Here is a 17,880-nt window from a genome sequence, read left to right as displayed (position 1 = left end):
CGGCGGTCCTCTCTGTCAGGTCCCGCTGGGGCCTTCGGACGCGAGGGTGGAGGAGTGCCTTGGGGGTACGCAGGGCAGCGAAAGGTGTCGGCGACTTCCTGATCGACACGGTGGGAGAAGTCGTCGCGGAGGTGATCCTCAGTCTGCTCGCCTGCGCCGTGCTCGGCTGCCTGGTTCTGATCGTCTACCTGAGCTGGTCCGTAAGTCCACGCTTCACCGTCGCGGGGGCCGGGCTGCTCAGCTGCTTGTTCGCCCACGGCGCCTGGCAGACCTTCCGTACGCCTGCGAAGGGCCGGCGTCGGGGCCTTGCCGCCGTGACCGCTGCCGGCTTCACCGGTGCCGCCGCGACGGCTCTGCTCCTGCTGCTCTACGCCTCAGGCTGCGACTGCCTGTGAGGCCGGTCGACGCCGCATCTGCCCGTGGCGCGGCTGGTCGGTTCCGATCGCGCATCCGAAGGCTGATCAGCGCGGTGGCGGCGAAGACGGCGGCCTCGTAGATCATGGCGTGCCGAAACGCGGCGCCCGGGCCGGCGGCGGGTGCGAGGTAGACGAGCCCCGCCGCAGCCACCCCGATCGACCCGCCCAGCTGCTGAGCCGTGGGCAACAGCCCGGACACAGAACCGGCCGCGGAGCCGTCCACCCTCGCCAGCACCAGAGCGAACACCGAGGCGGTGAACGAGCCGAACGCGGCGCCGCCGAGAGCCAGGACCGGCAACGCCGCCCATCGCCCGGCGGCCGTGCCGATGAGCGGCGCGAGAGCCAGGGCCGTCCCCGCCAAGACCAGCGCCGAGACCGTGAGCACGGCTGACCCGTGTCGGCGGGCCAGCGCGGGTGCGCCACGGCTGCCCAGCACGGCCGCGGCCGCGAAGGGAGCCGACGTCAGCGCGGCCGCGAGGGCGGGGTACCCGATGGCCGACTGCAGATGCAGGAACAGCAGATACGTGAAGGACGGCACCCCGGAGTTGAACACGAACACCAGCAGCACCCCCGCACGCGCCCTTTGGTCGCGGAACAGCGACGGATGCACCAGGGGATCCGGCCGGTGCGGGAGAGTCAGCGCGAAGCAGCCGAGAACGGCCACGGACACGGCCAGTGTGGCCCATGTCCACCAGGGCCAGCCGGCCTCCTCTCCCAGAGCGAGCGGCAGAACCAGCGCGCCGAAGCCCACGGTGGTCAGCAACACGCCCACCCCGTCCACGCGCTGCCCGGCCGCGCCTCGCGTGCGAGGCAGTACGGTCGCGCCCGCGAGCGAGACGAGTGCCACCGGCACCGTGACCAGGAACACCGAGCGCCAGCCGAGACCGAAGAGGTCGGCGCCGACGAGAAGTCCGCCCATCAGCGGCCCGGCCAGCGACGCCACTCCCATCGTGGCACCGAACAGGCCGAGAGCCCGCGGGCGCCGGGCGGCGGGGACGGCGACCTGGATGATCGACAGAACCTGCGGGGCGACCAAGCCGCTGCCCGCGCCCTGGACCAGCCGGGCGGCGATGAGGAACGTGGCATCGGGAGCACACGCGGCGGCTACTGATCCGGCCATGAAGACGACGGTGCCCAGCACGAACAGCCGGTGGTAGCCGTACCGGTCACCGAGGCGCGCGGCCGTGATGAGCAAGCAGGCGTAGGTCAGGGTGTACCCGGCCAGAATCAGCTGCACGGCACCTGAGCCGGCACCCAGGTCGGTCCTTATCGCCGGGGCGGCGATCTGGGCGACGGTGACGTTGAGCAACTGCACGAATGTCGCGCTCAGTACGACCGGCAGTACGAGCCGCCCGCCGCCACCGGCCGCGAGCCGTCTCCCGCTGAGAGACGGGGAACCCTTCATGGGCCGATGCCGGCTCACGAGGCGAGGGCCGCGGCGAGTTCGCCCGGACGGGCCGCGAACGGGCTGTGGCTGCCGGGCAGGGTATGCACGGTGAACGGGTTACCGGGGAAGGCCCGATCGGCTTCCGTGATCATGAGGTCCTGCGCGGCCGGTGCCAGCGCCCGGTCCTCGGCGCAGCGCAGGAAAGTTCGTGGAATTCGTCCCCACCGAGCTGCGGTCAGGGTGACTGGGGTCGTCGGGATCGCCAGGGGCAGGTCAGGGCTCAGCGCGGACCGCCACCGGTCAAAGCGGTCCAGGGGGGTGTCGTGGTAGTGGGTTTCCCGCAGTTCGTCGAGGTAGGCGGGATCTGATGAGAGGGGATTGATCCGTACGGCGCCCAGGGCCTCGGGGTCGCCGAGGTTCAGGTTCCGGCCCAGCGCGGTGGCGTTCTCGGGTGAGCCCAGGTAGTCGAAGAACCGCGGCCGCCCGCCCGGGACGAAAGCGGACAGGTAGACGATCCGGTCCACCAGCTCAGGCGCCCGCTCCGCGGCCAGGGACGCGGGACCGCCGCCCGCGCTGTGCGCGACGAGCACGACAGTGCGATGGTGACGCACCTGGTGCAGGACGCTCAGTACTGCCTCGGCGCAGTCGTCCATCGTCAGGGTGGCGAGCTGTGACTTCTCGGTCAGCAGGCCCGGCTGGCCGGGCAGCAGGTATCCGGTGGGCAGGGGTGCGTCGAAGCCGTGCCCCGGCATGTCGACGGCCACGCTCGCAGCGCCCAGTCCGGCCAGCGCGCGTTGCGTCGCTGCCCACTGTCCCGAGCTGTGCCAGGCGCCGTGCACGAAAACGAAGACGGTGTCGGTCAGAGATGCGTACTTCATGGCTCCATTCCAGACAGGGACCACAGCGCCATCCATTGATAGATCTAGTAAGTGGCATGGCAATATCTTTGAGGTATTGCCAGCAGCCGATGGGACCGATGGGATGGGGGCGGATCATGGAAGCGCGACACCTGCGGTACGCGGTTGCTCTCGCCGAACACGAACACTTCGGCCGGGCGGCCGGCGAGCTGGGCATCGCGCAACCGCCGCTGTCCAAGCAGATCGCCGACCTGGAGCGCGAGGTCGGGGCCCGCCTGTTCGACCGCACACGTCAGGGGGTTTTCCCCACCGCCGCCGGCGAGGCGTTCCTCGCTCGGGCGCGCCGGGCGCTCGACGAGATCGCAGCGGCTGCGGTCGACGCGGGCCGGGCCGCGCGCGGCGAGACGGGACGGTTGCGCCTCGGCTTCATCGCCTCGGCACTGCTCGACCCGCTGCCGGGCGTCCTGTGCCGGTTCCGCCGTGAACGGCCCGACGTGAGACTGGAACTGCACGAGATGGCAACCAGCCGCAGCAGCCCGGCTCTCGTCGCCGGGGAGCTGGACGTGGCCCTCACTCTCGGCCCACCACGGGGTGCCGGAGCCGAGCATCTCGTGTCCGTCCCGGTCGGACGCGACCACGTGATCGCTGTGGTGAGTACGGTGCATCCGTTCGCGGGGCAACACTCGGTAAGTGCGGATCAGTTGGGGCAGCAGCCGCTGATCGTGTCGGCAGGCGAGGACGAGCCCGCCGTGGTCGCCGGACTGCGTACCCTGCTGGGCACGGACTCACCGGCTCTCGGCGGCGCGACCGTCGCGAGGGACGTGCACACGATCATCGGCCTCGCCGCCTCGGGCGTGGGCGTCGGCTTGGGGCCCTCCCGCATGAGGGCGGTCCCGCGTCCGGGAGTGCGGTTCTGTGAAGTGACCCCGCGCACGCCCCTGCCCGATCTCGTTCTGTCCTTCATGGCCCGCGATCACTCCCCGGTGCTGCGCGCCTTCCTCGACACCATCCGGAAGAACTGCCCCGACGTCGGTGCCGCGCTCAACGACCGGCTCCGACCCCACACTTGATTCGGGCCGGTCATCCCTTCTCGTGCACGTGTCCGGCCGTCCGGCACGGGACGGCCTCGGCGTGAGGCGCACGGCGTACGGCGTACGTGAGCGAGTCTCAGAACGTCGCGTCGGCCCGCGTGCCCGGCACCGTCACCGCTCGCCGCAGTCACCGAAGAGGCTGAGCGCAGACCTGGCGGGGCATCCAGGCGTCGAGGCTTGCTCCGGGGACGTCCGCAAGGTCCCCGGATCGGCGTGACCGCGTACAGCAGTGACAGGAATGGGCTGCTGTCGTGGCGGTAGCTGCCGGTGAGCGTTGTTCCGGCGGTCGATGGCGTGGTTCGCCCAGCATGCGAACACCGGTCCGCAGCACGCGGCCCCTTACTGGTGCCGCGGCATCCGACGTTTGCCCCATGGCCCAGGCGTCGGCCCCACTGCTTGGGGCATGCTTCGCGCGATACGAGCTGCTGAGTACGATCCTGGGGTCTCAGGAGCTTTCCATGAAGCGCGCGCCCGGCCCGGGCGTGCGGCAGACGTCTTCCGGGGTGAGGTGGCTGTGCCCCGCAGCGCACTCGAGGACGACCTTGACCGGCTCGTCGCAGGAGCTCGCATTGTCGACGGGCCGGTGCCGGACGATGACCGACGGGCCCTGAGGGTCGGCGAGGTACGTGTCGCCCCATTCCAGGAGCGCCACGAGCGTGGGCCGCAACGCCAGGCCCTGCTCGGTGAGCTCGTAGGCGAAGCGCTGCCGGTCCCCGGGCTCCTGATAGGGCACTCGGCGCATCACTCCCGCGGTCACCAAGGTCTCGAGCCGAGTCGCCAGGAGATTTCTGGCGATCCCGAGGCGGGAGTGGAACTCCCCGAACCGGCGCGCGCCGTCCAGCGCTTCACGAACGATCAGTAGCGACCAGCGCTCTCCCACCACTGAGAGGGCGCGCGCCACCGAGCAGTTCACCGGGTCGATTCGCCGCGTCTCCATGGGACGAGTGTACCCATCTGGGTTTACAAGCGGTACTCAGCCCTCATAGGCTTCGGCCTGAGTTGAAGAATTAAACTCATAAAGGAGATCGGCCATGCCCATGCTCGACGTGTACATTCCCGACGGCGCGCTCCAGCCGGATGCCGAGGCGGCGCTGCTGAACCGCATCACCGAGATCCTCGTCCGCAACGAGGGCTTCGACCCCGCCGACCCCGTGAGCCGTTCCGTCTCCTGGCTCTGGCTGCACCGACCGGCCGGCGTCTACGTCGGCGGAGAACCCGCGGACGCACCTCGCTACAAGGTCGTCCCGTCCGTCCCCGAGGGCCAGCTCGACGAGCAGAAGCGCACGAGCGTCATCGCCGAGGTCACCGAGGCAATCCTCGACGCGGAGAACGGCGCCTGGCCGCGTGACGCCAGCCGGATCTGGGTATTCCCCACCGAGATCCCCGAGGGTCACTGGGGCGGCTGGGGCCAGATCAGGCCGCTCGCGACGATCCTCGCCCGACTCACTGGCGGCGACACCAAGCGGGCCCGTGCGCTCGCGCGTGAGCGGATCGCTGCCACCCGAGCCGAACACGCCCGCCTGCCCTGATGAGCGGCGAACGACATGGGGATCGATGCGGCCGGTGACACAGTCGTCAGGACCGCTCGTCCTGCACGTTGATCCGCCCACTGTGCTGGTCCAAGTGATCCAGGAACCGGCGTGCCTCGGTGAGCCGGGCCGGTGAAGCGTCCTGCCAACGGCCGTCGGCCGAATGCGCCGTCGCCGCGTCGCCGGCAGTCGCGGAGAATCTTGCTTGCGTGGGAGGAGGCCCGATCCGATCTCCATGCCGCGAGGGAGGCCGATCGGTGCCTGACCAGAGCTCTCAACCGGTCCGGCTGAGACGCTCTTCCGGCACCGCCTCCTGCATACGCCCTGCCCGACGGGTGAGGCCACGAACGCTGACAGCCAGCGCCCAGAACAGGAGAGGAAAAGCGGCGATCCGTTCCATGCCCCCCATCCCGAGACCGAGGTAGTGGTGGGAAAGAAACAGCCCGAAGGCCGTGATCGATGCGACTCCGAGCAGGCTGGTGCCCCACCGCAGGGGGGCCGGAACTCCTTCTGTCAGGCCGACCCCCGCTACGACGAGACCGGTATTGCCCGCTGCCATGATGAAGAGGGCACCCAGGAGATGCTGGTTCTCATTGACGTCCGCAGGGGCCAGCCCAGCCAACACAAAACCCATGCCAGCACTGGCGAGCAGAAGCCGGGCCACAACGGCGGCCCCGCTTCTGCGCCAAAGGACACCACCGGTCAGTGCGACGCCAACAACCAGCAGCACTCCCAGGACGACGAACGAAACATTCATCAGACCGTGTTCGGGGGAACAGACATACCGCGGCTCAGGGTCTGGCTGCAGAGCGCAGTGAGCGTTGCCTAAGTCGCTGATGTTGTACCGCGCCCAGCTGTACGGTCTCGCCCAAGCCGACTCGGCGATCCCGTGGACGGCGAAGAACTGCACCACACCCGCGATCCATGCCGAGTACCCGATCCGAACTCTCACCTGTCCACCTTCCGGCGCGCGAATCCCGTGCGGACAGACGATCATGCGGCGCTGGAGTCAGGCACTCCGACAAGCCCCCTGGAACAGGGTGGGGCAGACCCTACTGCGGCCGGGCACAGGACGTTCACCGAACGAGACTCACGACCCCACGAACCGAGTCACCTCACAGGTAGCGCCACACAGACGATACGGTCACCTACACCGGCGCTGAACTGCGGAAAGTGCGTCATGCCGTCCGCAGCCTCCGGCGCCTGGTGATGCCGAGGTTGCCGAGCTCGGCCGGCCGTGAGCCGCTGTGCGGACATCGAGAACGGGGTGCCACCCCGGCCACCTGCGGCTGCTGCCCTGACGGAGCTTGCGGCGCTGTGCCGGATCAGGCAACGTTTGAAAGTGACCTCGGCGAATCTTTGCCACCGCCATGCCCTGCGCGGACAGCAGCACCATCTGGGCCCGTCGCCAGGTCACCACCGAGCCGGTGGCGCGGCGGATGACCCGCAGTAGCCGCCGTCCTTCGTCGTCGTCGATCTCCCGCACCCGGACACGTTCCGCCATCGGAGCCCCCGGGTCCGTCAGCTGTGACTGGTGTCGATGACGCAGAAGCGGTTGCCCTCGGGATCGGCGAGCACGACGAAGTCGGCGTCGTCCGGATAAAAGTCCCAGTCGACGCGTTGAGCGCCCAGGGAAATCAGTCGCGCCACTTCGGCTTCCTGATCGGCGGCATTGCCGGCATAGAGGTCGAGGTGGATTCTCGGGTGTTCCTGCACGGGCGCCGTACTGAGGTCGAGGGCGAGTGCTGCACCGGAGCCGTTGGCCGGCACCAGTACCGCCCAGTCGTCCTTCACCTCACCATCGCGAGGGACGTAGCCCAGCGCCCGACTCCAGAACTCCGCGGCCCGCCGCACATCAGCAGTCCCCATCACGATCGTTCCGATGCTCAGCATCCGCCGATCATGGCAGACACCGACAGCCCCACGTCGCGAACCACGCCCCAACTACGAGGCGAACGTTGCCTGATACCGCGCTAGCCAGCGCCTCCGTCATGGTGTACCCATCAGGCGCGCGGTCAGGACGTGCTCTGGCTGTCTCCGGTGAGACACGGGCGTCGAGCGCGTTCACTTCTCCACAGGCCGACGCAGGAGCGCCGAGGCGCTGTCCGCGTGTGACCTCTGCGGGAGTGAGGGGCTGGCTGACCATGACCCCTATTCTAATACCGGTATAGTAAGGCGGTATAGTTATTGGCACCGTGAGGAGAGCAGCACGTGATCGAGATCCTGAACCCCACCCTGCTGGCCCGAGCAAAGGGCACAGGCGCCCTGGTCGCAGACATCTTGCAGACGCTGAAGGGCCGTAGCGTGATCGGCACGAACCTTCTGGACATCGACCGGTGGGCCAAGACCATGATCGCCGAGGCTGGAGCGCAATCCTGTTACGTCGACTACGCGCCATCCTTCGGACGCGGGCCGTTCGGCCACTACATCTGCACGGCCGTCAACGATGCCGTGCTGCACGGACGGCCCTACGACTACACGCTCGCCGACGGTGATCTGCTCACACTCGACCTTGCCGTCTCCCGAGGCGGAGTCGCTGCAGACGCCGCCATCAGCTTCATCGTGGGCGACGCGCAGCCCTCGGAGAGTGTTGCGATGATCAGTGCAACCGAACGCGCACTAGCCGCGGGGATCGCCGTCGCAGGCCCCGGAGCTCGCATCGGCGACATCTCCCATGCCATCGGCACGGTCCTCAGCCAGGCCGGATACGCGATCAACACTGAGTTCGGAGGGCATGGCATCGGATCAACCATGCACCAGGACCCGCACGTTGCGAACACCGGACGGCCCGGCCGGGGATACAAGCTGCGCCCCGGGCTGCTGCTGGCACTGGAGCCGTGGGTCATGGCGAACACCGCCGAACTCGTCACCGACGCCGACGGATGGACACTCCGAAGCGCGACGGGCTGCCGGACGGCACACAGTGAGCACACGATCGCCATCACCGAGGACGGAGCCGAAATCCTCACGTTGCCGTCACGGGCGTAAGACCGAAACCCCTGGTCCTCTGCCCGTTGCGGGCCTGGCGGGCAGACGATCTACCGCATCCAGCTGCGCTGCGGCGACACCGGCGGAGGCAAAGCCGCCCAGTAGGACTCCGTCAGGTCTGCCCGCCAGGCCTGTACGGGCCTGATGAGCGCAGTCGTTGGACCGTCGTGGCCAAGACGCTGGCCAAGCATCCCTGGCTTCTCGTGAGCTGGATACCGCTCGCCGCGCTGGCGGTCGTCGGCCAGAAGGTCGTGCCACAACCGTGGAGTGCGGGCGTTTCTCCCGCTGTCCTTGTGGTCGCGCTGCTGCTCTTCTCCCGGGTGTCGGCGTGAAGCTACGGGACGGTCCCACCCGATCACGACAAGAAGGCGCCGTCGGGGATGCAGCACAGTGACCCTCACTCCCGGTGCTGCATCCCTTCGCAGCTACCTTGGAGCCGACAGCACCAACCCGAGCCGACCTCGTCCGAACCCGGATGCTGCGCCCGCCCGGTGAACCGCCCACTGAAGGGAAACCGCCCCACCGTGTTCCAGCAGACCCCTGTCTACGACCGCCTGGTCGCCGAACGCGGCGACGTCCCCGTCCAGGTCCGTGGTGAAGCCGACCGGATACACCGCGACCTGGCACAGGTCCTGCGCCAGACCTCCACCACCTCCCAGCCGAGCGCACCACAGAGCCTCTTCGAGCCCAAGGCCCCTCCCGCCCTGTAGCCGTCGCGTAGGCCCCGGCGCCTACGGTGGCGGCAAAGACCACCACGCAGTCGCGACGGGGCCGCCGACGGGCCCAGCAGTCCAGGGAAGTTCGCGGCGGCTGGCGGCGTGTCCGCCGTGTCCGACGGCGGCCGGGACGGCCCGAGATGCTGTCCCGGCCGGGTGGAGATGCATCTTCATCTGGCCGCGAGTGTCGTCCAGACCCCCGGAGGGTGCTCGTCGGGCTTCAGCCACAACTGCGGCTGAGACTGCCGGTACTGCTCGTCGGCCTCCGGCTGCCAGGGGAAGCGGCCGTCGGCGTCTGGCCAGACTGCGTGGAGGACGGGGAAGGGCGGCCGTCGGTAGAAGGCGATCGCGCGCCCGAAGAACTCCCGATACCAGCGGAGGTCAGCGGGCTTCAGGATGACGGGCCGGTCCTCGATGATGCCGTGGTACTCCGTGTCACACCCCAGCACGGTCCCGGCCACAGCATGGTGGCCGAGGGCGTTGAGCAGCGCGTGCATCTTCCAGCCGTGCTCCTCAACCTGCTCGAGCGGGGCTGCACGACAACGACACTACTACCACCGGTGTGGTCACCCTCACACTTCTCCGCATCGTGCGGCGGAGCACCGTTGGCGATTGTCCGCCAGTACATCGAGCAGCAACAACGCCTGCTCTGACGTGCACGTCAGAGCAGCTTTCAGATGCATTCATCCCCGGCCTGAACGCCGGGGGCTTCTGCAAGAGTCCCGGTGACCCGGTGCGCTCTCGCTGCGGTAAAGGCACGATCACCACCCGGGCCGCGGCTGATGCCGATCCGCTCCTATGACCGAGGTGTGCTGTCCGAGCGCCACGTGGTGAGCCGAGGGTGCCCCGGCAGTTCGGCGCGGCCGGTGGCCCACAAGAGGGTGAGCCAGGGATCCGCGCCGCCCGGAGCCTCCGGAAACAGACGGGCGAGCACTCGCGAGCAGAGGGCGGAGGGCGGGGTCCAGGCAAGCCCGAAGCCTTCCGCCACATCGTGCATGTGCACCAGCATTTCCTGCACCCCCAGCGCCGCGAACCCTTCGGGGTCCGACACCCCGGCGGCGTGGTGGGCGCGGACCCGGGGCGGCGTCGTACGCACCATGGCGACCAGCAGCGCGCCGCACGCCTCCAGCACCTGCACCAGGCCGGCCGGACCCGCATCACGCTCCGCGTAGACGAAGACCACGGGCGCGTCCGGCCTCTTCTGGCTCAACGCGAAAGGTACATGGGTGTCCAGCGGCGGGCTCTGCGGCCCCATCTGCACGGCGTAGTACAACAGGTCGTTGGCGAGGTGCTCGACGGTCTCCCAGCAGTCCCACTCCAGCGAACCCGCCTTACCGCCCCACCCCTCCGGGGGTGCGTCCCGAAGGATGCCCACGGCCAGCCGCACCGCAAGGTCGACGTCGTCCGCGGTGACGGGAGACAAGACTGATCCGGTTTCGACTGATCCAGACATGACAGCACCGTATCGCGAGGGAAGAGGGCAATCACCTCCATGAAATGCTGCTTCACCATCCAACGCAGGGTCGGCTCCGACAGAAAGACATCCCGGTCGACCGGGCCGTAAGCGGTGTTGAACGTGTCGGGCCAGTACGACCAGCGGCGGATTCCCATGCCGCTGTTGAACCGGTAGTTCAACTGCCGGCGGACCCACTGCCAGGGAAGCAGTCGAGCTGCCGGCGGCCTGGGCGGCCGAGGCGGCAACCCGAAGAGCGGCTCCACCTGGGCGAGCACGCCTTCTGACTCCAACACGGCTCGAGAAGCCGACCGGCGTCGCGTTTCTCCGCGCAGCGGCCTCAACGCCCCGGGAGTGTTTCGCCCATGCTGCAGACGATCGGCCCCCCGCTGGCGCGAAGGGCATCGCGCATGAGCGTGAACCGCCCGACCTGCTCTTACGCGCAACGGTGGGGGAGTACCAGTCGTACTTCAGTAGTCGACGGGCCACGAGGCGAGTGCCGCGGCGTCCTGCGTCTACGTGACCCCGCACCCGAAGCTGTTCCAGCTGCTCCACCCCAGCGGAGGGCTGAGCGCGGGACTGCCGGGTGCGGGCCGAGGCGGAGCAGTCGTCCGCCTGATCATCTGGGCACCAGAGGCTCCTTCGGTAGGCAAAGAGGGAGAGGTTGAGGTTCGAAATTTCGAGCGCCAGTCGGAAACTCAGCAGGCCCAACGGATCTTAGAGGTGTGGCTGAACATGTCAACACTGACCGCAAACAGGATCTGCTGGGCGATCGTCAATGCCGCGAAGGTGAAGCGGGGTTGCCGCCCGGGCGCTGAACCGCACCGATTCGACCACCAGCCCCTCGAAAGTTTCGGTCAATCAGGCGAATTTTGCGAGAGGGGTTGACGGGGTGTGTGGGCCTCCTATCGTCCAGATTGCTCGACAAGCCGTTCTGTATTCGATATCCCGAACGAGTGGACGCCGGTCCGTACCGCACGAAGCCGAGGGGATCTCCACGTGAAGTTGTCATGGCGACATCAACCAGTCGCTCGTCGCCGGGTGTGCCCGTCTCGCGGTCGTACGGCCTGGTGAGCGGAAAGAAGGCCTAGCACCCTTCCTCTGGGAGCGCTCCCAAGGGCAATTCCACAGCACCGCCCTCCCGCAGTGCGTCACATGCTCGGAACGAGAGCGTGACGCATCCCCGATCAGGAGAACGAGGTTCAGTCATGCGCCGCAGACTCCGCGTCTTAGCCGCAGCGCTCTCCGCTCTGCCGCTGGCGTTCGCCGCCGCACCGTCCGCCCACGCGGCCGATCCGACCACCATGACCAGTGGGTTCTACGTGGACCCCGACTCCAGCGCGAAGAGGTGGGTGGCCGCCAACCCCGGCGACGGCCGGGCCGCCGCGGTCAACGCCTCGATCGCCAACACGCCGATGGCCCGCTGGTTCGGTTCCTGGAGCGGCGCCATCGGCACCGCCACGGGTGCCTACGTCGGGGCGGCGGACCACCTCGACAAGCTGCCCCTCCTCGTCGCCTACAACATGTACAACCGTGACTACTGCGGCGGCCACTCCGCCGGTGGAGCCGCTTCGCCATCCGCCTACGCCAGCTGGATCGCCCAGTTCGCCGGCGGGATCGCCGGCCGCCCGGCCGTCGTCATCCTCGAACCGGACTCCCTCGGGGACTACGGCTGCATGTCCCAGGCGCAGATCGACGAACGCGAGGCCATGCTCACCGGCGCCCTCGCCCAGTTCAACCGTCAGGCCCCCAATACCTGGGTCTACATGGACGCCGGAAACCCGCGCTGGGCCGACGCGGCGACCATGGCCCGGCGCCTCCACGAAGCCGGCCTCCGTCAGGCCCACGGCTTCTCGCTCAACGTCTCCAACTACTTCACCACCGCTGAGAACACCGCCTATGGCAACGCCGTCAACAGCGAACTCAGCGCTCGTTACGGTTACACCAAGCCGTTCGTCGTGGACACCAGCCGCAACGGCAACGGCTCCGACGGACAGTGGTGCAACCCCTCGGGCCGCCGCATCGGTACGCCCACCCGGACGGGCGGTGGCGCCGAGATGCTTTTGTGGATCAAGACCCCGGGCGAGTCGGACGGCAACTGCGGCGTCGGTGCCGGCTCCACGGCCGGACAGTTCCTTCCCGAGGTCGCCTACAAAATGGTCTACGGCTACTGATCGAGGACTCCCACCGCCCGCCGGGCAGGCCGCGCCGCCGGCCGTCGTCGGTGAACTCCTCCAACTCCGCCTCGCCATCGCGGGCACCGGACGATACACCGCCACAGCGACGTGGCCGGTGATCCCGCGCAGGTGAGATCGGGGCCGGGCAAGGAGAAGGCTGCACGTCACCCGGCGGCCGACCGGGTGCCGTCCGTGCCGGCTGAGACCGTCCCGGTCCCATGACCCGCGGTGTCCGGTGATCCTGTGCTGCCCCGGGTCCTGGCCGCCCCGTCCGTCGGCCGAGTGGGAGCGGACGACACGTTCCCTGCGTTTCCGTCAATTCCGTGATTTCTACCTAGGAGGCACAGTCATGGGCTCGTACGCCCTTCCCAGATCCGCTGTCCGCCGGAAGTTCCGCGGCCTGCTGCTGGCGCTGGTCGTCGGCGTCCTCGGTGCGGTCACCGCACTGGTTACCCCGCCGACCGCACACGCCGCCGAGAGCACGCTCGGCGCCGCAGCGGCGCAGAGCGGCCGCTACTTCGGTACCGCCATCGCCTCGGGCAGGCTGGGCGACTCGACGTACACGACGATCGCGGGCCGTGAGTTCAACATGGTGACGGCCGAGAACGAGATGAAGATCGACGCCACCGAACCGCAGCGGGGCCAGTTCAGCTTCACCGCCGCCGACCGCGTCTACAACTGGGCGGTGCAGAACGGCAAGCAGGTGCGCGGCCACACCCTCGCCTGGCACTCCCAGCAGCCCGGCTGGATGCAGAGCCTCAGCGGCAGCGCACTGCGCCAAGCGATGATCGACCACATCAACGGGGTGATGGCCCACTACAAGGGCAAGATCGCCCAGTGGGACGTCGTGAACGAAGCCTTCGCGGACGGCAGTTCGGGCGCTCGGCGCGACTCCAACCTGCAGCGCACCGGCAACGACTGGATCGAGGTCGCCTTCCGCACCGCCCGCGCCGCCGACCCTGCCGCCAAGCTCTGCTACAACGACTACAACGTCGAGAACTGGACCTGGGCCAAGACCCAGGCCATGTACGCCATGGTCCGGGACTTCAAGCAGCGTGGCGTGCCGATCGACTGCGTCGGTTTCCAGTCGCACTTCAACAGCGGCAGCCCCTACGACAGCAACTTCCGCACCACCCTGCAGAACTTCGCCGCCCTCGGCGTCGACGTGGCCATCACCGAACTCGACATCCAGGGCGCCTCGTCCACGACCTACGCCAACGTGGTCAACGACTGCCTGGCTGTCGCGCGCTGCCTCGGCGTCACCGTCTGGGGCGTGCGTGACAGCGACTCCTGGCGGTCGGGGGACACGCCGTTGCTGTTCAACAACGACGGCAGCAAGAAGCCCGCATACAGCGCCGTCCTCAACGCACTCAACGGCGGCTCCACCACACCGCCCGCGGACGGCGGACAGATCAAGGGAGTCGGTTCGGGCCGCTGCCTGGACGTGCCCAGCGCCAGCACAACCGACGGCACCCAGCTCCAGCTGTGGGACTGCAACAACGGCACCAACCAGCAGTGGACGTACACCGCCGCCGGAGAGCTCAGGGTCTACGGCAACAAGTGCCTGGACGCCGCCGGCACCGGCAACGGCACCAAGGTCCAGATCTACAGCTGCTGGGGCGGCGACAACCAGAAATGGCGCCTCAACTCCGACGGATCCATCGTCGGCGTCCAGTCCGGCCTCTGCCTCGACGCCGTCGGGGCCGGCACCGCCAACGGCACCCTGATCCAGCTCTACTCCTGCTCGAACGGCGGCAACCAGCGCTGGACCCGCACCTGATGGAACCTGCCACGAACGAAAGGGTGAGTCGATGACGGCCTACGGTGCGGCTTCCCCCGCCCCTCCACGAAAACATCGCTGGTGGTCCCGCGTTGCCGCCGTGGTGGCGGCGACCCTCGCGGCCGGCCTGCTCGCCGGGGTGAATCCGGCGCCCGCCGAGGCGGCGACGGTGGACACCAATGCCTGGTACGTCCTGGTCAATCGCAACAGCGGCAAGGCGCTGGACGTCCCTGGCACGTCCACGGCCGACGGTGCGCGGGTCAGCCAGTGGACGCGCAACGACGGAGCCAACCAGCAGTGGCAGTTCGTGGACTCCGGCGGCGGCTTCTATCGCCTCAAGGCCCGGCATTCGGGCAAGGTTCTCGATGTGTCCGGCGCCTCGACCGCGGATGGTGCCGCGATCCAGCAGTGGGCCGATCACAATGGGGCAAACCAGCAGTTCCGCCTGGCCGACTCGGACGCGGGCCACGTCCGGCTGATCAACCGCGCCAGCAGCAAGGCGGTGGAGGTGCAGGGCGCCTCCACCGCCGACGGCGGCACCGTCGTCCAGTACACCGACTGGGGCGGCGCCAACCAGCAATGGCAGATGATCAAGCTGTCGTCCGGCGGTGGCGGATGCGGCAGCACTCCGACTCTGACAAGCGGTACGTACACGATTCAGAGCGGTGGCAAGAACCGCAGCTTCATCCTGAGGGTCCCCGCCAACTACGACAACAGCCACCCCTACCGGCTGATCTTCGCGTTCCACTGGCGGGGCGGAACCGCCGGCGACGTCGCCTCTGGCGGCACCAGCGGAAGCGCCTGGTCCTACTACGGTCAGCAGGAACAGTCGAGCAACAGTGCGATCCTCGTCGCCCCTCAGGGCCTCGGCAACGGCTGGGCCAATTCGGGTGGTGAGGACATCACCTTCGTCGACGACATGATCCAGCGCATCGAGGGCGGTCTCTGTGTCAACCCGGCACAGCGCTTCGCCACAGGATTCAGCTGGGGCGGCGGCATGAGCTACGCACTCGCATGCAGCCGGGCGAACGTCTTCAGGGCCGTCGCGGTCATGTCCGGCGCTCAGATCAGCGGGTGCAGTGGCGGCACCCAGCCCATCGCCTACTTCGGACTGCACGGCATCAGCGACTCCGTCCTCGACATCACCCAAGGACGGTCTCTGCGCGACAAGTTCGTCAGTAACAACGGCTGCACTCCCCAGAGCCCGCGCGAACCCGCTCCGGGCAGCCGAACGCACATCACCACCGCCTACTCGGGCTGCCGTGCCGGATACCCGGTCCAATGGGCGGCGTTCGACGGAGATCACATACCCGGTCCGGTCGACGGCTCCTCGGGCGAAAGCGGCGTGGCCACCTGGACCAAGGCAGAGATCTGGAAGTTCTTCGCACAGTTCCAGTGACACACGCCCGCACCGCGGAGTGGAGCCAGGATGATGCCGGCTCCACTCCGTCGTTGTCTGTCGAGCTGGGCTTCGTCCAACGACGCCGTTCGCGTCCGGTAGATCACTCCGGCAGGGCTGACGACGCAGGACAGGCCGCCGCCGGTGGACGGGCCCGCCGGGGCGATGCGGCTTGCATCGCCCCGGCGTCGGCGCGTCTGCCTCCAGGTCAGAGGTCGAACTCGTGCGGTGGCAGGTCGAGGGCGAAGCAGGCGTCGCGGACGACGGCTCGCTCGTCCTTGTCGAAGTCGCCGTCCGCACCGCCGATGACGATGCCGATCTGGATGACGGCACGTGCCTCGGCGGGCTTCTTCTTCGCCTTGGCGACCTCCTGGAGAACACTCACCTTGCCGAAGGCGAAGTCGACGGTCAGCTTGTTCAGGTTGTCCTCGAAGCGGCGGCGCAGGTCGTCGGCGGGGAAGTTCTGCAGCACGTCGTTGGTGGCGATGAGCTGGGCAACGCGCTGACGCTCGGAGGGATCGACCGTCCCGTCGGCGGCGGCGACCAGGGCGCACATCGCCATGCTCGCGTCCCGGAAGGCGCCGCTCTTGAGGTCGTTCTTCTTCGCCACGAGCTGCGTCTGCATCTGCGACGCGGACTCCTTGAAGCGGTCCCACAGGGCCATGAACTCTCCAAACGGGTCAAGGGCTGCCCGGTCGAAACGGGTCGGGGCAACACGAACTTCTACATCTGTGTAGAGACTACCGGGAGGGGCAGGTGGCTCAGCCCTCCACCCCTCGCTCGGGCGTCCGTGCTCAGTCCTCGCCCTCGCCCTCGAAGAAGTCGCCGATCTCGTCGACGACCTCCGCGGCGACCATGCCACCGACAACGCCGACGGCGAGTCCGGCCGCGCCGGCCGCGATCGCCGTACCCGTACCGGGGCCGGAGCGGTGATGGTCGTCGTGGTGATCGCCGTGTCCGTGGTGTCCGTGGTCGGCGTACGGGGCGCCATGCCCGTACGCGGCCGGGGAGCCGTATGTCGTCCGGTGCTCGACGAGCTGCCGGACCCAGCCGTCGACGTCGGCCGTCCAGTCGCGGGCGTCATGGTGGCCGACGGCGAAGCGGGTCAGCGCGTCGTGGCCGGGGGAGAAGAGGCCGTCGCGCTTGTCGGCTTCCAGGATCACCTCCAGTCCGCCGGGGCCTGCCAGGAAGGTCACCTCGATCTCGTTGACCTGGTGGGCGTACTGCGGGCCCGGCGTGAGCTCGATCTCCTGGTAGAAGGGCAACTGCTGCCCCGTGCCACCGATGTGCCCGTACTCGAGGTCGGCCGACTTGAAACCGAAACCGAGCTGTCCGAACGCTTCCAGGACGGCCTCCTGGGCGGGCAGGGCCGTGACGGTGAGCTGGTCGAGGTCGCCCTTGTCCTTGGCGCCGGCGACCGCGAGTTCGGTGCGCACGCCGAGCACGATGCCCAGTGGCTGACCGTGCAGCTCGGTGACGGGCGTTTCCCAGGGCAGCGTGACGCTGAACGGCACGCTGCGCGGTTCCTCCGCGCCGAGCCGGAAGCCGCCGCCCACGGTGAACCTGTCGAAGACGACGACGCCCTCGCTCTCCCCCTGCTCGTGCTCGGCCTCCACCCGGGCCACGAGTTCGAGCGTGATGTGCTCGATGTCGAAGTCGGCCTGACCGCCCCTGAGGTGCACCTGCCCGGTGAGCGTGCCACCGGGCAGCGCGGGAGCCGGGTCGAGGACCGTGTCGACCGTGGGGGCTCCCACTCCGAGCGAGCCGAGAAGTCGCTTGAACACCATCGTGGCGTCCACTCCTTTACGTGCGTGTGGTTCGTGAGGGTGGTGCCGTCGGCTGCGAGGGGGGGCCGACGGCACCGCGGTCGTCCGCCGACCGGTCACTCGGCCGCTTCCAGAGCGGCGAGTGCCCGCGACCGGCGGACGACCTTCGATTCGGCCAGGTCCGAGATGGTCTTGACTCCCCTGCGTGCCGTCTCCCCGGGTGCGTGACCCAGACCTGCTCGGGCCTGTTTCTACAAACGGGTAGAAGAATAGAGTGGGTCCGGCAGACGGGGAGCGTGCCCCGGGCCGCTTCGCCGGGAA

Annotated in this window: 18 protein-coding genes and 3 pseudogenes; 10 read left to right on the top strand and 11 right to left on the bottom strand. The window is 68.5% G+C overall.

Translation table 11 applies throughout. The annotated features are described in order from the left end of the window. The first annotated feature begins 59 nt into the window (after positions 1-59). A complete protein-coding gene (locus ACIRG6_RS06370) occupies positions 60-395 on the top strand; it encodes a lysine transporter LysE (RefSeq protein ID WP_403321152.1) in 336 nt (111 codons plus the stop codon). On the opposite strand, the gene ACIRG6_RS06365 is transcribed toward ACIRG6_RS06370, so the two are convergent. Together ACIRG6_RS06365 and ACIRG6_RS06360 are read right to left on the bottom strand one after the other, a co-directional pair. Beyond that, on the bottom strand, positions 331-1,821 hold the full coding sequence (locus ACIRG6_RS06365) for an MFS transporter (RefSeq protein WP_403321150.1): 1,491 nt from the start codon (positions 1,819-1,821) through the stop codon (positions 331-333). The two genes, ACIRG6_RS06370 and ACIRG6_RS06365, sit on opposite strands and share 65 nt — an antisense overlap. A 14-nt stretch (positions 1,822-1,835) precedes the next feature. Further along, the gene (locus ACIRG6_RS06360; protein ID WP_364683526.1) at positions 1,836-2,681 is read right to left on the bottom strand and encodes an alpha/beta hydrolase; all 846 of its coding nucleotides are present in this window, start codon (positions 2,679-2,681) and stop codon (positions 1,836-1,838) included. 116 nt (positions 2,682-2,797) lie between these two features. Between ACIRG6_RS06360 and ACIRG6_RS06355 the strand changes: the two genes are divergently transcribed. Beyond that, positions 2,798-3,730, top strand: coding sequence for a LysR family transcriptional regulator (locus tag ACIRG6_RS06355; protein ID WP_364683524.1), 933 nt, complete (start codon positions 2,798-2,800; stop codon positions 3,728-3,730). A 466-nt stretch (positions 3,731-4,196) separates the two neighbouring features. On the opposite strand, the gene ACIRG6_RS06350 is transcribed toward ACIRG6_RS06355, so the two are convergent. Further along, entirely contained in the window at positions 4,197-4,688 is a 492-nt protein-coding gene (locus ACIRG6_RS06350; protein ID WP_403321148.1) for a winged helix-turn-helix transcriptional regulator, read from the bottom strand. 94 nt (positions 4,689-4,782) lie between these two features. On the opposite strand from ACIRG6_RS06350, the gene ACIRG6_RS06345 reads away from it, so the two are divergent. Then, positions 4,783-5,280 carry a tautomerase family protein gene (locus ACIRG6_RS06345; RefSeq protein WP_403321146.1) on the top strand — a complete coding sequence of 166 codons (498 nt, stop codon included), beginning with the start codon at positions 4,783-4,785 and terminating at the stop codon, positions 5,278-5,280. Between the two features lie 274 nt (positions 5,281-5,554). On the opposite strand, the gene ACIRG6_RS06340 is transcribed toward ACIRG6_RS06345, so the two are convergent. The 3 genes and pseudogenes from ACIRG6_RS06340 to ACIRG6_RS06330 form a co-directional block, all read right to left on the bottom strand. Continuing rightward, entirely contained in the window at positions 5,555-6,193 is a 639-nt protein-coding gene (locus tag ACIRG6_RS06340) for a DUF998 domain-containing protein (RefSeq protein WP_403321145.1), read from the bottom strand. Positions 6,194-6,618: 425 nt separating this feature from the next. Beyond that, positions 6,619-6,784, bottom strand: a pseudogene (locus tag ACIRG6_RS06335) (IS630 family transposase); the annotation flags it as partial. Positions 6,785-6,801: 17 nt separating this feature from the next. Next, complete coding sequence (locus ACIRG6_RS06330; protein ID WP_403321143.1) at positions 6,802-7,173, bottom strand: VOC family protein; 372 nt, start codon at positions 7,171-7,173, stop codon at positions 6,802-6,804. 318 nt (positions 7,174-7,491) lie between these two features. Here ACIRG6_RS06330 and map point away from each other — a divergent pair, with 318 nt between their 5' ends. The 3 genes from map to ACIRG6_RS06315 all read left to right on the top strand — a co-directional run bounded on the left by map (position 7,492) and on the right by ACIRG6_RS06315 (position 8,978). Next, a complete protein-coding gene (map, locus tag ACIRG6_RS06325) occupies positions 7,492-8,268 on the top strand; it encodes a type I methionyl aminopeptidase (RefSeq protein WP_364683514.1) in 777 nt (258 codons plus the stop codon). A gap of 167 nt (positions 8,269-8,435) precedes the next feature. Next, complete coding sequence (locus tag ACIRG6_RS06320; RefSeq protein ID WP_403321141.1) at positions 8,436-8,600, top strand: hypothetical protein; 165 nt, start codon at positions 8,436-8,438, stop codon at positions 8,598-8,600. A gap of 192 nt (positions 8,601-8,792) precedes the next feature. Beyond that, a complete protein-coding gene (locus ACIRG6_RS06315) occupies positions 8,793-8,978 on the top strand; it encodes a hypothetical protein (RefSeq protein WP_350720089.1) in 186 nt (61 codons plus the stop codon). Positions 8,979-9,154: 176 nt separating this feature from the next. On the opposite strand, the gene ACIRG6_RS06310 is transcribed toward ACIRG6_RS06315, so the two are convergent. Then, on the bottom strand, positions 9,155-9,481 hold the full coding sequence (locus ACIRG6_RS06310; RefSeq protein WP_364683510.1) for a DUF4262 domain-containing protein: 327 nt from the start codon (positions 9,479-9,481) through the stop codon (positions 9,155-9,157). A 63-nt stretch (positions 9,482-9,544) separates the two neighbouring features. Between ACIRG6_RS06310 and ACIRG6_RS06305 the strand changes: the two are divergent. Further along, positions 9,545-9,637, top strand: a pseudogene (locus tag ACIRG6_RS06305) (transposase); the annotation flags it as partial. 143 nt (positions 9,638-9,780) lie between these two features. Here ACIRG6_RS06305 and ACIRG6_RS06300 read toward each other — a convergent pair. Together ACIRG6_RS06300 and ACIRG6_RS06295 are read right to left on the bottom strand one after the other, a co-directional pair. Next, complete coding sequence (locus tag ACIRG6_RS06300; RefSeq protein ID WP_365021884.1) at positions 9,781-10,437, bottom strand: hypothetical protein; 657 nt, start codon at positions 10,435-10,437, stop codon at positions 9,781-9,783. A gap of 65 nt (positions 10,438-10,502) precedes the next feature. Beyond that, positions 10,503-10,842: pseudogene (locus tag ACIRG6_RS06295) on the bottom strand (hypothetical protein); the annotation flags it as partial. 803 nt (positions 10,843-11,645) lie between these two features. Between ACIRG6_RS06295 and ACIRG6_RS06290 the strand changes: the two are divergent. The 3 genes from ACIRG6_RS06290 (at position 11,646) to ACIRG6_RS06280 (ending at position 15,793) form a co-directional block, all read left to right on the top strand. Further along, complete coding sequence (locus tag ACIRG6_RS06290; protein ID WP_364683508.1) at positions 11,646-12,611, top strand: glycoside hydrolase family 6 protein; 966 nt, start codon at positions 11,646-11,648, stop codon at positions 12,609-12,611. Positions 12,612-12,963: 352 nt separating this feature from the next. Beyond that, positions 12,964-14,394, top strand: coding sequence for an endo-1,4-beta-xylanase (locus ACIRG6_RS06285; protein WP_364683506.1), 1,431 nt, complete (start codon positions 12,964-12,966; stop codon positions 14,392-14,394). A gap of 31 nt (positions 14,395-14,425) precedes the next feature. Then, positions 14,426-15,793, top strand: a complete 1,368-nt coding sequence (locus ACIRG6_RS06280; RefSeq protein WP_403321137.1) for an RICIN domain-containing protein — start codon at positions 14,426-14,428, stop codon at positions 15,791-15,793. 208 nt (positions 15,794-16,001) lie between these two features. Here ACIRG6_RS06280 and ACIRG6_RS06275 read toward each other — a convergent pair whose 3' ends face one another. Continuing rightward, a complete protein-coding gene (locus ACIRG6_RS06275) occupies positions 16,002-16,457 on the bottom strand; it encodes a tellurite resistance TerB family protein (RefSeq protein ID WP_318216516.1) in 456 nt (151 codons plus the stop codon). A 130-nt stretch (positions 16,458-16,587) separates the two neighbouring features. Continuing rightward, on the bottom strand, positions 16,588-17,580 hold the full coding sequence (locus ACIRG6_RS06270; RefSeq protein ID WP_403321133.1) for a sporulation protein: 993 nt from the start codon (positions 17,578-17,580) through the stop codon (positions 16,588-16,590). Positions 17,581-17,880: the final 300 nt, after the last annotated feature.

Source organism: Streptomyces flaveolus (assembly GCF_044765825.1).
GTDB lineage: Bacteria > Actinomycetota > Actinomycetes > Streptomycetales > Streptomycetaceae > Streptomyces > Streptomyces flaveolus.
The sequence above is the reverse complement of the archived record's forward strand: the minus strand, read 5'-3'. Positions and strand labels throughout refer to the sequence as shown.

What these genes read in the sequence shown, in the direction of transcription:
- ACIRG6_RS06365 (WP_403321150.1), bottom strand. Translation starts at nt 1,821, where the DNA reads ATGAAGGGTTCCCCGTCTCTCAGCGGGAGACGGCTCGCGGCCGGTGGC.
- ACIRG6_RS06360 (WP_364683526.1), bottom strand. Translation starts at nt 2,681, where the DNA reads ATGAAGTACGCATCTCTGACCGACACCGTCTTCGTTTTCGTGCACGGC.
- ACIRG6_RS06355 (WP_364683524.1), top strand. Translation starts at nt 2,798, where the DNA reads ATGGAAGCGCGACACCTGCGGTACGCGGTTGCTCTCGCCGAACACGAA.
- ACIRG6_RS06350 (WP_403321148.1), bottom strand. Translation starts at nt 4,688, where the DNA reads ATGGAGACGCGGCGAATCGACCCGGTGAACTGCTCGGTGGCGCGCGCC.
- ACIRG6_RS06345 (WP_403321146.1), top strand. Translation starts at nt 4,783, where the DNA reads ATGCCCATGCTCGACGTGTACATTCCCGACGGCGCGCTCCAGCCGGAT.
- ACIRG6_RS06330 (WP_403321143.1), bottom strand. Translation starts at nt 7,173, where the DNA reads ATGCTGAGCATCGGAACGATCGTGATGGGGACTGCTGATGTGCGGCGG.
- ACIRG6_RS06310 (WP_364683510.1), bottom strand. Translation starts at nt 9,481, where the DNA reads ATGCACGCGCTGCTCAACGCCCTCGGCCACCATGCTGTGGCCGGGACC.
- ACIRG6_RS06300 (WP_365021884.1), bottom strand. Translation starts at nt 10,437, where the DNA reads ATGTCTGGATCAGTCGAAACCGGATCAGTCTTGTCTCCCGTCACCGCG.
- ACIRG6_RS06290 (WP_364683508.1), top strand. Translation starts at nt 11,646, where the DNA reads ATGCGCCGCAGACTCCGCGTCTTAGCCGCAGCGCTCTCCGCTCTGCCG.
- ACIRG6_RS06285 (WP_364683506.1), top strand. Translation starts at nt 12,964, where the DNA reads ATGGGCTCGTACGCCCTTCCCAGATCCGCTGTCCGCCGGAAGTTCCGC.
- ACIRG6_RS06280 (WP_403321137.1), top strand. Translation starts at nt 14,426, where the DNA reads ATGACGGCCTACGGTGCGGCTTCCCCCGCCCCTCCACGAAAACATCGC.
- ACIRG6_RS06275 (WP_318216516.1), bottom strand. Translation starts at nt 16,457, where the DNA reads ATGGCCCTGTGGGACCGCTTCAAGGAGTCCGCGTCGCAGATGCAGACG.
- ACIRG6_RS06270 (WP_403321133.1), bottom strand. Translation starts at nt 17,580, where the DNA reads ATGGTGTTCAAGCGACTTCTCGGCTCGCTCGGAGTGGGAGCCCCCACG.